The sequence below is a fragment of the Rhizobium sp. AC44/96 genome (genome assembly GCF_001692185.1).
Taxonomy (GTDB): Bacteria; Pseudomonadota; Alphaproteobacteria; order Rhizobiales; family Rhizobiaceae; genus Rhizobium.
The window spans coordinates 251443-266394 of the sequence record NZ_LXKO01000014.1; the positions used below are offsets into that span (position 1 = coordinate 251443).

Consider the following 14952-nt stretch of genomic DNA (forward strand, 5'->3'; position numbering starts at 1 on the left):
AAGACTACGCCTGAGGAGGGCGGGTAATCGGTGCGGGAATGGTCTCGCACCTTCAAACTTGCACTGGGAGGTTTTAATGGGCAAGTTTCTGACATCTACCGCTGTGATCGCACTGGCAATTGCCGGCGCGACGACAGTGGTACGCGCTGATGACGTTAAGGAAGTGCAGATGCTGCACTGGTGGACGTCGGGTGGCGAAGCTGCGGCACTCAACGTGCTGAAGGGTGATCTGGCCAAGGAAGGCTACGCCTGGAAGGATGTGCCGGTTGCCGGTGGTGGCGGTGACGCGGCAATGACCGCGCTGAAGGCGATGGTTGCGGCAGGCACCTATCCGACGGCTTCACAGATGCTCGGCTACACCGTGCTTGACTATGCCCAGGCGGGCGTCATGGGCGACCTTACCGAGACCGCCAAGAAGGAAGGCTGGGACAAGTCCGTTCCGGCGGCCCTGCAAAAGTTCTCCGTCTATGACGGCAAGTGGGTCGCTGCCCCCGTCAACGTCCATTCCGTCAACTGGCTGTGGATCAACAAGGCGGTGATGGACAAGATCGGCGGCACCGAACCGAAGACTTTCGACGACCTGATCGCGCTGCTCGACAAGGCCAAGGCGGCCGGTGTCATTCCGCTCGCGCTCGGCGGTCAGAACTGGCAGGAAGCGACAATGTTCGATTCCATCGTGGAATCGACGGGCGGCCCTGAATTCTACAAGAAAGCCTTCAACGACCTCGACGAAGAAGCGCTGAAGTCGGACACGATGAAAAAGTCGTTCGACAATCTCCAGAAGATTGTCACCTACGTCGATCCGAACTTCTCCGGCCGCGACTGGAACCTTGCGACCGCCATGGTCATCAAGGGTGACGCGCTGGTGCAGGTCATGGGCGACTGGGCCAAGGGCGAATTCGTAGCGGCGAAGAAGACGCCGAACACGGATTTCCTCTGCTATCGCTTCCCTGGCACGGATGGCAGCGTGATCTACAACTCCGACATGTTCGGCATGTTCAACGTTCCTGACGACCGCAAGGCGGCCCAGGTGGCGCTGGCAACCGCAACGTTGTCGAAGAGCTTCCAGTCGGCCTTCAACGTCGTCAAGGGCTCGGTTCCGGCCCGTACCGACGTTCCGGATACCGACTTCGACGCCTGCGGCAAGAAGGGTATCGCCGACCTGAAGGCTGCCAACGAAGGCGGCACGCTGTTCGGTTCGCTCGCCCAGGGCTACGGCGCCCCTCCGGCGATTGCCAACGCCTACAAGGATGTCGTGTCCAAGTTCGTGCATGGCCAGATCAAGACCTCCGACGAGGCTGTCAAACAGCTCGTCCAGGCGATCGACGACGCACGTTAAGACCGGATGACAGTCTTCCCCGTGGCATTGGCGGGGAAGACTCCCGATCGATTACTTCCCTCGAAGGGACCTCGACCATGAGCAGTGTCGCTACCAGCGAACCCATTCTTACGCCCGCGAAATCGGTGCCGATGCGCACACGTTTGCAGAACGCATTGCCACAAATCGTGCTGGCGCCCAGCTTCGCCATCACGATCATCTTCGTGTATGGCTTCATCGTCTGGACGGCCTATCTGTCCTTTACCAATTCCAAGACGTTCCCGTCCTACACCCTGACGGGAGCCCGCGCCTACCAGCGTCTGTGGCACTGGACCTTCGAGAACGATCCGCCATCGAGCTGGTACACCTCGATCACCAACATGGGGATCTTCGGCTTCCTCTACATCGGCATCTGCCTGGCGCTTGGCCTGTTCCTGGCTATCCTGCTTGACCAGAAGATCCGCGGTGAGGGACTTCTTCGACCGATTTTTCTCTATCCGATGGCGCTTTCCTTCATCGTCACCGGTGTCGCCTGGAAATGGTTCCTCGACCCGGGCCTCGGGCTTGAGCAGACGCTCCATCACTTCGGCTGGACGAGCTTCCACTTCGACTGGATCAAGAACAAGGATTTCGTCATCTACACGGTGGTCATCGCCGGTGTCTGGCAGGCCTCCGGCTTCGTCATGGCGATGTTTCTAGCGGGGCTGCGGGGTATCGACGGCGAGATCATGAAGGCCGCGCAGATCGACGGCGCGACCACGGGCCAACTTTATCGGCGCATCATCATTCCACTCTTGCGCCCGGTATTTCTCTCGGCCTTCATCGTCCTCGCGCACATGGCGATCAAGTCCTACGATCTTGTCGTCGCCTTGACCTCCGGCGGCCCCGGCGGCTCGGCCTGGCTACCGTCGAACTTCATGTACGAGTACACCTTCAAGCGTAACGAGATGGCCGTCGGATCGGCAAGCGCGATCATCATGCTGATGACGATCTCAGCCATCATCGTTCCCTATCTCTATTCCGAACTGAAGGAGAAGGCGCGATGACCTCTATCTCCGCCTCGATCGCGCCTTCCAAAGGTAGCGCAAACTCGCGCTGGATCGGCCGCACCATCATCTATGGCCTGCTCGTATTCTTCGCGATCGTTTACCTGATGCCGCTCTTCGTCATGCTGGTCACCTCGTTCAAGACCATGGACGAAATCCAGAACGGCAACATGCTGTCGCTGCCGCAATCGCCGACGATCGAGCCCTGGTTCAAGGCCTGGGGTGAGGCCTGCGTCGGCCTGACCTGTGCCGGGATCAAAGGCTACTTCTGGAACTCGATCAAGATGGTGGTTCCGGCCGTTGCAATCTCGACCATTCTCGGCGCGCTCAACGGCTACGTGCTGACAAAATGGCGCTTCCCCGGCCACACGCTCGTCTTCGGCCTGATGCTCTTTGCCTGCTTCATTCCGTTCCAGTCGGTGCTGCTGCCGATGGCGACGATCCTTGGAAGCCTGGGCCGGTTCGGCAACACGCTTCGCAATGAGATCGGCGTCTCGCTTGGTTTCGGGAACTCCACGGTCAACCTGGTGATCGTCCACGTGATCTATGGCCTGGGCTTCACCACCCTGTTCTTCCGGAACTACTACGAGGCCTTCCCGAACGAACTGGTGCGGGCCGCGCAGGTCGACGGCGCGAGCTTCTTCCAGATCTTCCGCCGCATCATGCTGCCGAACTCGCTGCCGATCATCGTTGTGACGGTCATCTACCAGTTCACCAACATCTGGAACGACTTCCTCTTTGCCTCGGCCTACGCCGGCTCGGGGGAATCCATGCCGATGACGGTGGCGCTGAACAACGTCGTCAACACCTCGACCGGTGTCGTCGAGTACAACGTCAACATGGCGGCCGCGATGATCGCCGCCACGCCGACCCTCCTCGTCTACATTCTCGCCGGCCGCTACTTCGTGCGTGGCCTGATGGCGGGTGCTGTCAAAGGATAAATCAAATGGCCTTTCTCAACATCTCAGGTCTCAGAAAACGCTACGGCGCCCTCGAAATCCTCAAGGGCATCGATCTCGAACTGGAAAAGGGCGGCTTTCTCGTACTCGTTGGCCCGTCCGGCTGCGGCAAGTCCACCCTGCTCAACACCATCGCCGGGCTGGAGTCGATCACCGAAGGCGACATCCGCGTCGATGATCGCAGCATCGCAGACCTGCATCCGTCAAAGCGCGACATTGCCATGGTGTTCCAGAGCTACGCGCTTTATCCGAATATGACGGTGGCCGGCAACATCGCTTTCGGCATGGAAATGCGCGGCGTCCCGCCTGAAGAGCGCAAGCAGGCGATAGACAAGGTCGCGAAGGTGCTGCAGATCGGCCATCTTCTCGACCGCAAGCCCAGCCAGCTGTCGGGCGGCCAGCGCCAGCGTGTCGCCATGGGTCGGGCGCTGGTGCGCGATCCGAAACTCTTCCTGTTCGACGAGCCGCTGTCCAACCTCGATGCCAAGCTGCGCGTCGACATGCGCACGGAAATCAAGCGCCTGCACCAGACCACCGGCAAGACGATCGTCTACGTCACGCATGACCAGATCGAGGCGATGACACTGGCCACCAAAATCGCCGTCATGAGAGATGGCATCGTTCAGCAGTTCGGCACGCCGGCCGAGATCTACAACAATCCGGCGAACATGTTCGTCGCAGACTTCATGGGATCTCCTGCCATGAACCTGCTCTCCGGAAGGATCACCAGAAACGGCAGCGGCCTCAACGTGGCACTGGAACGCGCCGGCGGCGAGATCTTGAACCTCCCGGTCGCACCGAGCATGGCCTCGCTTGCGGGATACGCAGACCGCAATGTCGTCTTCGGCATTCGCCCGGAAGCGCTGACGGACCCCGAGGGAGCGGACCGCAACGCCCGTTCCCTTTCCGAGAACGATTGCCTGATCGAGGTCGTCGAGCCCGCTGGTTCCGACACCTTCGCGGTGACGAAACTCGGCGGAAAGGAAGTCGTGGCGCGGCTTCGGGCCGATGCGCGCATCAGGGCGGGCGAGAACGCCCGGCTCGCGTTCAACCTCGACAAGGCGGTCTTCTTCGATCCCCAGACCCAGGTCCGGATTGCTTGAGGCATGGCAGACATGAGCGTCACACCTGACATCGTGATTATCGGATCCGGTATCGGCGGCTCGTCGGTTGCGGCAGGGCTGGCTTCGACCGGTGCACGGATCCTGATCCTGGAGGCCGGTGATCATATCGCCGACCTTCCAGTCAATCGCGATCAGCGCGCGATCTTTCAGAGGGGACATTTCCGGCCGAAAGAGACGTGGTATGACGCCAACGGCAAGGGCTTCAACCCAGGCAACTACTACAACGTGGGGGGAAACTCGAAGTTCTACGGTGCGGTGCTGTCGCGATATCGCAAGGAAGACTTCGATGTGATCGAGCACCAGGAAGGCGTCTCGCCGGCCTGGCCGTTCGCTTATGAGGTCCTCGAGCCGTGGTACAGTCGCGCGGAACGGCTTTTCAACGTGTGCGGAACGCTCGGCGAAGACCCGACCGAGCCATTTCATTCTATGGGCTATGAGTATCCTCCGGTCCCAGACGAAGCGCCGATCGCTGCCGTGCGCGAGCGGCTCAAGAGGAAGGGGCTCCACCCGGCGTCGCTCCCACTGGGCATCGATATCGACGCCTGGCTCGCCAAGGCGAAAACCCCGTGGGACGCCCATCCGAATTCCGACGACGGCAAGATGGATGCCGAAACGGCGGCCCTTTCATCCGCAATGAAGCATCCCAATGTCATCCTCGAGACGAATGCCCGTGTCGTCAGGCTTGAGACGGGATCGAAGGACGAGGTGGCGAAGGTCGTCTATATCAAGGATGGCGAGACGCGGTCGGTTTCCCCGAAGATCGTCATTCTGTCCGCCGGGGCCGTTCAGTCGTCGGTGCTGTTGCTACGGTCGGCGAATGATCGCTTCAAGACGGGTCTTGCAAACGCTTCCGACCAAGTCGGCCGAAACTTCATGAACCACAACGCCTCGGCCGTGATCGGTGTCTCGCCGAGGTTCAAGAACAATGCGATCTACCAGAAGACGTTCGCCTTCAACGACTTCTACCTGTCCGACGGCAAGGGCGGACCGCCGCTTGGCAACGTCCAGCTTCTTGGACGCGTCTCCGCCCGGATCCTCAAGGGTTCGCTTCCGCAGGTCCCCGAGTGGATGCTCGACCTCGTTACCGGCCACGCGATCGATTTCTACGCCATGAGCGAGGACATCCCCAATCCCGAGAGCCGTGTGATGGTGGATGGCGACAGGATCATCTTGCAATGGCAGCGCACCAATTGGGCGGCGCATCTGGCGTTGGTCGCCAAGCTGAAGGAAATTCTGAAGTCGATCGGCTTCCCGATCGTCCTGGCAAGAGCCTTCGACAAACGTACGCCCTCACATCAGTGCGGGACGATCCGCATCGGGAACGACGCCGCGACAGCGCCGCTCGATACCTTTTGCCGCTCGTATGAGCACCGCAATCTCTTCGTCGTGGACGCCAGTTTCCTGCCGACGTCCGCGGCGGTCAATCCAGCCCTCACGGTGGCCAGCCAGGCTCTTCGCGTGGCTGACCATATCGCAACCACGGACCTGCGATCATGAGCGGCTCTCTTCATTCCATCGGTTCATTGCCTCGACAGGATAGCAAAATGCGTTTCGACTACATCATCACAGGTGCCGGTCCGGCCGGATGCGTGCTCGCGAACCGACTGAGCGAAGATCCTGAAGTCAAGGTCCTGCTTCTCGAAGCGGGCGGCGGCGACTGGAACCCGCTGTTCCATATGCCCGCAGGCTTTGCGAAGATGACGAAGGGTGTAGCCAGCTGGGGCTGGTCGACCGTCCCGCAGAAGCACATGAAAGGCAGGGTCCTTCGCTATACCCAGGCAAAGGTGATCGGCGGAGGCTCGTCGATCAACGCCCAGCTCTACGCACGTGGCAATGCGGCCGACTACGACATGTGGGCGAGCGAGGACGGATGCGACGGCTGGGACTACCGCTCCATCCTTCCCTACTTCAAGCGCGCGGAAGACAACCAGCGTTTCGCCGACGACTACCACTCCTACGGCGGACCGCTCGGCGTATCGATGCCGGTCTCAGCGCTCCCCATTTGCGATGCTTATATCCGTGCCGGTCAGGAGCTCGGCATTCCCTATAACCACGACTTCAATGGCCGGCAGCAGGCGGGGGTCGGCTTCTACCAGCTGACGCAGCGCAATCGTCGCCGCTCGTCCGCGTCGCTCGCATATCTGTCGTCGATCAGGGATCGGAAGAACCTGACGGTTCGCATGAACGCGCGCGTCTCGCGCATCGTGCTCGAAGGCAATCGCGCCGTCGGTGTTGAAATCGTCGGCAAGAATGGCCTGGAAATTGTCAGGGCCGAGCGGGAGGTCCTCGTTTCATCAGGCGCCATCGGCTCGCCGAAGCTTCTCCTGCAGTCGGGTATCGGGCCGGGCGATCATCTTCGGTCCGTCGGCCTCAAGGTGCTGCATGATCTGCCCGGCGTGGGCGGCAATCTTCAGGATCACCTCGATCTCTTCGTGATCGCCGAATGCACCGGAGACCACACCTATGACGGCGTTGCGAAACTTCATCGCACCCTTTGGGCTGGGCTGCAGTACGTCCTTTTCCGGTCCGGACCGGTCGCATCCTCGCTGTTTGAAACCGGGGGCTTCTGGTACGCGGATCCGCAGGCGAGGTCACCCGACATCCAGTTTCATCTGGGCCTGGGCTCGGGCATCGAGGCCGGTGTCGAACGCCTGAAAAATGCAGGCGTCACCCTGAACTCCGCCTATCTGCATCCGAGATCGCGGGGGACGGTGCGGCTATCATCGTCGGATCCTTCCGCCGCTCCGCTGATCGATCCGAACTACTGGTCCGATCCGCATGACAAGACGATGTCTCTCGAGGGGCTGAAGATCGCTCGCGAGATCATGCAGCAGGCGGCGCTGAAGCCGTTCGTTCTCGCCGAGCGGCTTCCCGGCCCGAAGGTGATGTCGGACGAGGAGCTTTTCGAGTACGGGTGCGCCAATGCAAAGACCGATCACCATCCCGTCGGCACCTGTAAGATGGGAACCGGGCCGGAGGCAGTGGTTGGTCTCGACTTGAGGGTTCATGGCCTCGAGGGGCTGCGTGTCTGCGATTCCTCGATCATGCCACGCGTTCCATCCAGCAATACCAATGCCCCGACGATCATGGTCGGGGAAAAAGGTGCCGACATCATTCGAGGCCTTCCGCCGCTGCCGTCGGCAATCTTCTCCTACGAACGAAACGACACCCGGCCGAGAGCGCGGGCCGACATCCGATAAGCGACGACATGTCATCGGTCCCGGGAGGGCCGAATTCCAAAGGGGCGACGATAATGACCGAAGTAAAGGTTGCTGTTCTTGGCGGCTCGGGCTGGATGGGCAAGGTGCACACCATGGCCTACCAGACATTCCCACATTTCCTCGGCACATCAGGGGGAACCGCGCGGGTCGTCGCGATCTCCGACCCCAATCCTGGAGTGGCCGAGGATCTGGCTCGACGCGCTGCGGGCGCGAAGATCGTTCAAGACTGGAAGCTGGCAGTCAATGATCCCGACGTCGATCTGGTGGACATCTGCCTGCCCGACAGCCTGCACTACGAGGTGGCGAAAGCCGCGCTGCTCGCCGGAAAGCACGTCTACTGCGAAAAGCCGCTCGCGAACACCGCGGCGGAAGCCCGTGAACTGGCAGACATCGCCAGGAAAAAAGGCGTCATCACCAGGGTCGGGCATGCGTTCCCGCGCAACCCGGTTCACGACCTCGCCAAGGAGATCATCGACGCAGGCGAGATCGGCGAGATCAAGATGTTCAAGGGCTGCCAGCACATCGACATGTACGGCGATCCGATGGCCCCCTACATGTGGCGCGCCGACGGGAAGCTCGCCCCGACCGGCATTGTCGGAGATACCGGTTCGCACATTTTCAGCTTCATGGAGTTTCTCGTCGGACGGGTCAGCTCGCTGATTGCGGACAACCTGATTATCACTTCCAGGCGCCCCGTCGTCGACGGGCTTGGCTACGGAGAAAAGGTCGCGTTGAAGGGCGACGAGACGTGGGCGGACATCACCAATCCTGACGCCACCAACCTGCTGTGCCGCTTCGAGAATGGCGCGGCGGGGATCGTTGACTTCAGCCGCGTGGCGACCGGTCGCAAATTCATGCAGACCTACGAGATCTACGGCACCAAGGGCAGCATCGTCTACACCTACGACGAGGTGAACCGTCTTCGCTTCTATACGAACGACGACCGGACTGGCCGTGCCGGCTTTCGCGAAATCGATGTGGGGCCGGAGAACCCGACGTTCAGAGCTTTCCTGCCGCTGCCGAACTTCGCGCTCGGTTACAATGAAAGCAAGATCATCGAGGCCGCGGAAGTCATCAAGTCGATCACCACCAACACGCCGATGTGGCCGACCTTCGAAAACGGCCACCACATCTGCCAGATCGTCGATGCCTGCATGGAATCCTCGCGCGCCAAGCGCTGGGTCGACATTCCGCTCGCCTGACAACGACGCCCAAGGACCCGGACCAATGACCATCGATGTCCCGCAACATATTCTCGACGCCCTGACCGATGTCGACATGCCACGGCTATCCCCGGAGACGGCATCTTCGGAGACGATCCGGGTGGCCGACATCGACCTGCCCATCTACAGGGCCGGCTGTGTCGTCGTCGGCTCCGGCGCGGCAGGGCTGCGCGCGGCCGTGGAATTGAAGCGTCGCGGCGACGACGTGGTGGTGATGAGCCAGAGCGCCTGGGGCGGAACCTCGGCATGTTCTGGCTCGGACAAGCAGACCCTGCATACGGCGAACATCGCCGATCAGGGCGATAACTTCAAGGCGATGGCGCGTGCGATACGCGCCGGCGGCGCCATGGATGAAGACACAGCCTATGTGGAGGCCGTGGGATCGGCCCGGATGATGGCCTCCCTGCAGTTTCTCGGCTTGCCGCTCCCTCAGGACAGCCTCGGCGGCACGCTTCGCTACCAGACCGACCATGACGAGGTCGGCCGGGCGACGAGCTGCGGACCGCGCACATCCCGCCTTATGGTGAAGGTGCTGGCGGAAGAGGCGATCCGGCTTGGCATCCCTTTCTTCAACCACACCACCGCCGTCAAGATCCTGACCGAGGGCGACGGTGCGCATCGTCGCATTGTCGGCGTCCTTACGATCCGAGCGAGTGATCGCACAGAGACCAACGAGTTTGGCCTCGCGCTCTTCGCCTGCGAGGTACTCGTACTTGCAGCAGGTGGCCCGGGCGAACTCTATCGTGACAGTGTCTATCCCAACGGCTGCTTCGGATCACTCGGTCTCGCGCTTGCGGCCGGTGTCGAGCTCGTGAACCTGACGGAAAGCCAGTTTGGTATCGGAACGCGCAGGGAAGGGTTTCCCTGGAATCTTTCCGGAACCTATGTCCAGACGATCCCGCATATCTATTCGCTCGACGCCAACGGAAGAGAGCATCATTTCCTCGCCGCCTATTACCGTACTACTCAGGAGATGGCGTCGAACGTCTTTCGCAAGGGCTACCAGTGGCCGTTTCACTCGACACGGATGCTCGATTTCGGATCGAGCCTGGTGGACCTGGCGATCTTTCGCGAGAGCGCGGCGGGCCGGCGCGTGTTCATGGATTTCAACCGTAATCCCTTGGCGGTGCCAGGCGACTTGCCTTTCGATCTTGAACGGCTTGATGACGACGTGAAGCACTACCTTGGCAATGCCGGGGCGGGGCAGGCGCTCCCGATCCAGCGACTGCGCCACATGAACCCGCTCGCGATCGAGCTTTACCGACGCTACAAGGTGGATATTGCCGCGGAACCGCTGGAGTTCGCCGTCAACAACCAGCACATGAACGGCGGCATCATGGTCGACACGTGGGGGCGCAGCAGCCTCGCCGGCTGCTACGCTATCGGCGAGGCTGCGGGGACGCACGGTGTCACGCGCCCCGGCGGCGCGGCGCTGAATGCGGGCCAGGTGTTCGGCACCCGCGTCGGCGAACACATCGGCGCGAGCGGACGGGCGAAAGTCGCCTCGCGGCGAGACCTTCGTGCTGCGGCGGGTGACGGCGTGCTCAAACTGCTCGCCCTTCTCAAGACCGACAGTCCCTTGACCGTGAAGGTCATCAGATCAGATGTTCAGGCCCGCATGAGCGACAAGGCAGGGCTCATCTGCGAAGCAGAAAGCGTGTCGGCGGCCCTGGCGGAAGCGAGACGCCTGAATGCGCAGATCCGCCAGCACGGTATTGCATACGATCGCGCGGCAGAGGCTGGCCGCGCGCTCCAATGGCAACAGATGGCGCTTGCGTCCGAGGCCGTCCTCGAGGCGCTGGACTATTTCATCCGCAACGGTGGCGGCAGTCGCGGCGCCCGCGCCATCTGCGATCCGGCGGGTGAATCCCTTCCACAATCCAGCACGGGTCCGCTCGAGGCGTTCCGTTTCCGCAAGGAAAGGGACGCTCACCGCGAGGAACAGATCGTCGTCCGCCTGGATGGCGAGCGCATGGCGGTCGATACACGCCCGAACCGGAAATTCGACGAAACCGCGAAGGCCTTCTTCGAACGCGACTGGCCAGCATGGCTGACGGGAACAATCTACGATCTCGAGTCGGACTAGGAGCGCTGGGTCGAGATCGACCGGAGGGAGCCCTAGGTGACTTCGGTCGCCTCTGCTCGCGGCCAATCGCGGTGCCCGCCGGCAAGTCATGCCTAAAGTTCGGGGCAATCACACCGCCATCTTGTGTAATTTCTCAAAAAGCACTTAGCTGCCGCCACTGTTACCCTCATGTCTACTTGGCAAGACAAGTATTGAGATGGTCGCGTAGTGAAGCGTTCGCATTTCGAGGCAAACCCCGTGCATTGGTCGAAGCCCCTAAGATTGCATCTCGGCGTTCTGATTGTCGCATCGCTATTGTGCACATCGATGCCGATCATCTGGATGGCATTCAGCCACGGGCGGGAGGCCGCGGTCAGCGCAGGCGTCCAGCAGATGCGCGAAATGAGCCTGCGGCTGATCGAGGGGTACCGCAACACGCTGCAAGGTGGCACCGAAGCGGTGGCGTTGGCAGCCACTTTGCCGCAGCTTACGTCCCCGCCACCACAGGATCTGCAGGCAAAGCAGAATTTCTTTCTGGAAGTGCTGCGAAGCCTCCCCGATGCGACGAGCATCTACGCGGGCTATCCCGATGGCTCATACCTGCAGGTCATCAATGCCGCCAGGCGGGACGTTCGCCAAACGCTCGCGGCACCCGATGGCACGGCCGTCGCCATCAGAACCATCGCGCGGCCACAAAGCGCAGACGCTATCTCTACGCTTGGTTTTCTCGATAGCCGGACGAGACTGATAGAGGAGCGGAACGTCAAAAATGGCTCATTCGATCCCCGGCAGAGACCCTGGTATCAATCCGTTATACGCGAAGGCGCAGCGGTTTCGGTTGGCCCCTATGTCACCGGCACGCTCAAGGTCCCCACGCTGACGGTCGCCGCACCGATGAAGGACAATGGTAAGGTCGTCGTCGGTATCAACATCCACCTGCGGACCATCGGCCGCCTGTTGGACGCGCAGGGGATTTCGCCGCGTGCGCGCGCCTACCTCATGGATGACGCCGACAATCTCGTCGCCCATTCTGATCCGACCATCATGGCCAAGCTCCTCGATATCTGGTCACGAAGTGCCGGCCCGGTCGATACCAAGGCAGGCAATCTCGATACGAGCCTCGAAACCGTGGCTAGGCTGAGGCGAGATCCCGCCTTTGCAAGCGGCGGGTTGGCACGGCTCCAGTTTGATGGTGAAAATTACCTCGTCCAGATTGCGCCCGTCGATGTGTCAGGCCTGTTCAAGGGAAATGTGGCCGCAATCGTCGTCCCGCTCGAGGATCTAGTGGCGCAGGCCAACCGCCTGCTCGTTCACAACCTTCTCATTGCAGCCGCATTGCTGGTTGCGGGCGTCGCCGCGTCTGTGTTGTTGTCCCGCATGGTCAGTCGCTCTCTCAACCGGCTGGCGGACGAAGCGCGCAGGATCGGTGATCTCGATATCACCGAGAAACCCGTCTCGCATTCCTGGATCACCGAGATCAACACACTGGCGGGTGCGCTGGCGGCAAGCCGCCGGGCGATCGGTCAGTTCGCGCTCTATGTCCCGCGCGAAGTCGTTCGCCGGATCGTCAATCCTGGTGGCGGGGCTTTCGTCAAGGCAAAGCGACAGGATGTGACTGTGCTCTTCACCGACATTCGCGACTTCACGACCATATCCGAGCAGCACTCGCCGGAAGAAGTCGTCGATATCCTGTCGGCCTATTTCGAACTGTTGAACACGATTGCCGAGCGGCACGGCGGGACCGTCGTTCAATATCTCGGTGATTCCATTTTCGTGATGTGGAATGCCCCTGTTCAAGACGCCCTCCACGCCGAACACGGCTGTCGATGTGCGCTCGCGATGAAAGAGGCGATCGATGGCTTGAACAACGCCAATCGGAAGGGTGGCCGTCCGGAACTGTTCACCCGGTTTGGATTGCACAGCGGGCCGGCGGTCGTCGGCAGTTTCGGAGCGATCTCGCGGCAGCAATACACGGCAATGGGCGATACGATCAACGTCGCGTCGCGGCTGGAAGGATTGAACAAGGACTACCAGACGTCGATCCTCGTCAGCGAAGCCGTCCGCGATGCCGTAGCAGATCACTTCGATCTCAGGCCATTGGGACTGGTTCACCTCAAGGGACGTGCGGAACAAGTCGGCATCTGGGAACTGACCGGAGAGAATAGTGACCAGAGCATCGATGTGCAGCAGCAGGCACGAACGAGCTAGCCTCCGGATTGGGCGCAGCGAAACGCGCGACTTGCAGTTATTCCAGCTTCACAAGAAGCGCGTAGCCTGCTGCTACCCGATGGAGTTCATGGCCCGCCCGATCTCTGAATAGGACAGCAATGCTGCGGAAGTTGATCATTACCGGCGCGAACGGAGCGGGCAAAAGCCGCTTGGCGGCGAGGCTGGCTGCGACACACCCGGAGGTGCCCGTTGTCTCATTCGACGCGATGAAACTTACCAGCGAATGGAGGCAGCGCCCTCGATCCCAGGTCGGCGCCGATCTGTCGCAAGCCATCCAAAGAGACAGCTGGATTCTGGAGGGCGGTCCAAGCCTACTTGCTCACGCGATCCGGCATGCCGATAGCGTGATGTGGCTGGACCCTCCCGAATGGCTGAGAGCTTGGCGCCTGGCCATTCGGCCGTTGCGCAACATGGGACGAACTCGCCCCGAACTTCCCGAAGGCAACGTAGATTGGCCATGGGAACAGTACAAATTCGCCATACGCAGCCTGACGAACGGACGCAGGTTCCAAGAGACCATTTCCGCGCAACTTGCTGCGGCCCAGGGAATACGTGTCTGGCGCATCAGAAATGCGGCTGATCTTGCCTCGGCTATCGACGAATGGCGCGAGCAGTCGACCTAGTATCGAGGCAACCACGGCACCCAATCGTGAGGCGGTACGCCCCAATCGTCTATGCGCAACTCCATGCCCATCAAACCGCAGGACAAAGCATCGCCTTGCACAAAGTGGTGGGCGATGGGCGCATTCTTTATTCCATCTTTGACAATTAGGGACGACTCATGAACTTTTAACGTTCCGACCACAGTATGCATACCGGGCGACGATTATCGCCCGGCAACGCCAGCCGCGGCCGAAAAAGGCAACCGGCAACGGCTGGCGTCTCACTGTAGTAGGACAGTCCTCAAGGCTGCGCCCGGCATCGAGCCCCGATTTTTTCTCAGGCCCTGTCGATTTTCTCGCTTCCCAAACGTTCTAGAGGAACATGCCGCACCGGGCAGGGCGGTCATGTCTGCTGGAACTGACGAATCAAGAAGGAGGACTTGCCATGGATGCCCCCAGCCTTGTTTCCGCGATGGAACTTGCAAGACGCAATGGCGTGCGCATTCCCAATGAAAGCGCAGATTACCGCCGTGCCCGCGAAGCACTGCTCGCAGAAGAGATCGAGTTGCGGCGTCATATCGAACGCGTCGCGGAAATGCGGCGTGCCTTGCCGCCGGGCGGCGAGGTGACGAAGACCTACCAGTTCCAAGGCCCCGACGGACCGGTCAGCCTCAAGGAGCTCTTCGGAAACAAGGACACGCTGGTCATCTATAGCTACATGTTCGGTCCGGAGCGTGAGCGCCCATGCCCGATGTGCACGTCGATGCTATCGGCGCTGGACGGCGAAGTTCCCGACATCAGCCAGCAGGCTGCCTTCGCTGTCGTCGCCCGCTCTCCGATCGAACGGCTGCTTGCCTTCAAGAAGGAACGTGGCTGGCATCATCTGCCGCTCTATTCCGACACCAACGACGAGTACAGCCGCGACTACCACGCAATCGGTGAAGGCGGCAGTGACGATGCGGCCTATAACGTGTTTACCCGCAAGGACGGATCGGTCCGCCACTTCTGGAGCCAGGAAATGGGACCGGAGACGTCCGACCCGGGGCAGGATCCGCGCGGCGCACCCGATTTCATGCCGCTATGGACGGTGCTCGACACCACGCCGGAAGGACGTCCACCGACTTGGTATCCCAAATTGTCTTACGGCACCGCGCCATAGCATTCC

Annotated in this window: 11 protein-coding genes; all 11 read left to right on the forward strand. The window is 61.0% G+C overall.

What is annotated here, in order from left to right; all coding sequences use genetic code 11:
• Positions 1–76 precede the first annotated feature (76 nt).
• Positions 77–1339 carry an ABC transporter substrate-binding protein gene (locus tag A6U87_RS13850; protein WP_065691837.1) on the forward strand — a complete coding sequence of 421 codons (1263 nt, stop codon included), beginning with the start codon at positions 77–79 and terminating at the stop codon, positions 1337–1339.
• A gap of 77 nt (positions 1340–1416) precedes the next feature.
• Positions 1417–2364: a carbohydrate ABC transporter permease gene (locus tag A6U87_RS13855; protein WP_065691838.1), complete on the forward strand. Its 948-nt coding sequence runs from the start codon at positions 1417–1419 to the stop codon at positions 2362–2364.
• Positions 2361–3305 (forward strand): carbohydrate ABC transporter permease, encoded by a 945-nt coding sequence (locus tag A6U87_RS13860; RefSeq protein ID WP_065691839.1) that lies wholly within the window; start codon positions 2361–2363, stop codon positions 3303–3305. Before A6U87_RS13855 ends, A6U87_RS13860 begins: the two co-directional genes overlap by 4 nt.
• 5 nt (positions 3306–3310) lie before the next feature.
• The gene (locus A6U87_RS13865; protein ID WP_065691840.1) at positions 3311–4426 is read left to right on the forward strand and encodes an ABC transporter ATP-binding protein; all 1116 of its coding nucleotides are present in this window, start codon (positions 3311–3313) and stop codon (positions 4424–4426) included.
• Between the two features lie 12 nt (positions 4427–4438).
• On the forward strand, positions 4439–5944 hold the full coding sequence (locus A6U87_RS13870) for a GMC oxidoreductase (RefSeq protein WP_065691841.1): 1506 nt from the start codon (positions 4439–4441) through the stop codon (positions 5942–5944).
• 47 nt (positions 5945–5991) lie between these two features.
• Positions 5992–7647 carry a GMC family oxidoreductase gene (locus A6U87_RS13875; RefSeq protein ID WP_065691842.1) on the forward strand — a complete coding sequence of 552 codons (1656 nt, stop codon included), beginning with the start codon at positions 5992–5994 and terminating at the stop codon, positions 7645–7647.
• A gap of 53 nt (positions 7648–7700) precedes the next feature.
• Positions 7701–8870 (forward strand): Gfo/Idh/MocA family protein, encoded by a 1170-nt coding sequence (locus tag A6U87_RS13880; protein WP_065691843.1) that lies wholly within the window; start codon positions 7701–7703, stop codon positions 8868–8870.
• A 25-nt stretch (positions 8871–8895) separates the two neighbouring features.
• Entirely contained in the window at positions 8896–10977 is a 2082-nt protein-coding gene (locus A6U87_RS13885) for an FAD-binding protein (protein WP_065691844.1), read from the forward strand.
• Positions 10978–11214: 237 nt separating this feature from the next.
• Positions 11215–13164 (forward strand): adenylate/guanylate cyclase domain-containing protein, encoded by a 1950-nt coding sequence (locus tag A6U87_RS13890; protein WP_065692214.1) that lies wholly within the window; start codon positions 11215–11217, stop codon positions 13162–13164.
• 119 nt (positions 13165–13283) lie between these two features.
• Positions 13284–13808, forward strand: a complete 525-nt coding sequence (locus A6U87_RS13895) for a DNA topology modulation protein FlaR (protein WP_244499491.1) — start codon at positions 13284–13286, stop codon at positions 13806–13808.
• 424 nt (positions 13809–14232) lie between these two features.
• Positions 14233–14946, forward strand: coding sequence for a DUF899 family protein (locus tag A6U87_RS13900; RefSeq protein ID WP_065691845.1), 714 nt, complete (start codon positions 14233–14235; stop codon positions 14944–14946).
• Positions 14947–14952 lie beyond the last annotated feature (6 nt).

Coding starts and splice junctions, on each gene's coding strand:
- A6U87_RS13885 (WP_065691844.1), top strand. CDS start 8,896: ATGACCATCGATGTCCCGCAACATATTCTCGACGCCCTGACCGATGTC.
- A6U87_RS13895 (WP_244499491.1), top strand. CDS start 13,284: ATGCTGCGGAAGTTGATCATTACCGGCGCGAACGGAGCGGGCAAAAGC.
- A6U87_RS13875 (WP_065691842.1), top strand. CDS start 5,992: ATGCGTTTCGACTACATCATCACAGGTGCCGGTCCGGCCGGATGCGTG.
- A6U87_RS13850 (WP_065691837.1), top strand. CDS start 77: ATGGGCAAGTTTCTGACATCTACCGCTGTGATCGCACTGGCAATTGCC.
- A6U87_RS13870 (WP_065691841.1), top strand. CDS start 4,439: ATGAGCGTCACACCTGACATCGTGATTATCGGATCCGGTATCGGCGGC.
- A6U87_RS13860 (WP_065691839.1), top strand. CDS start 2,361: ATGACCTCTATCTCCGCCTCGATCGCGCCTTCCAAAGGTAGCGCAAAC.
- A6U87_RS13855 (WP_065691838.1), top strand. CDS start 1,417: ATGAGCAGTGTCGCTACCAGCGAACCCATTCTTACGCCCGCGAAATCG.
- A6U87_RS13865 (WP_065691840.1), top strand. CDS start 3,311: ATGGCCTTTCTCAACATCTCAGGTCTCAGAAAACGCTACGGCGCCCTC.
- A6U87_RS13880 (WP_065691843.1), top strand. CDS start 7,701: ATGACCGAAGTAAAGGTTGCTGTTCTTGGCGGCTCGGGCTGGATGGGC.
- A6U87_RS13900 (WP_065691845.1), top strand. CDS start 14,233: ATGGATGCCCCCAGCCTTGTTTCCGCGATGGAACTTGCAAGACGCAAT.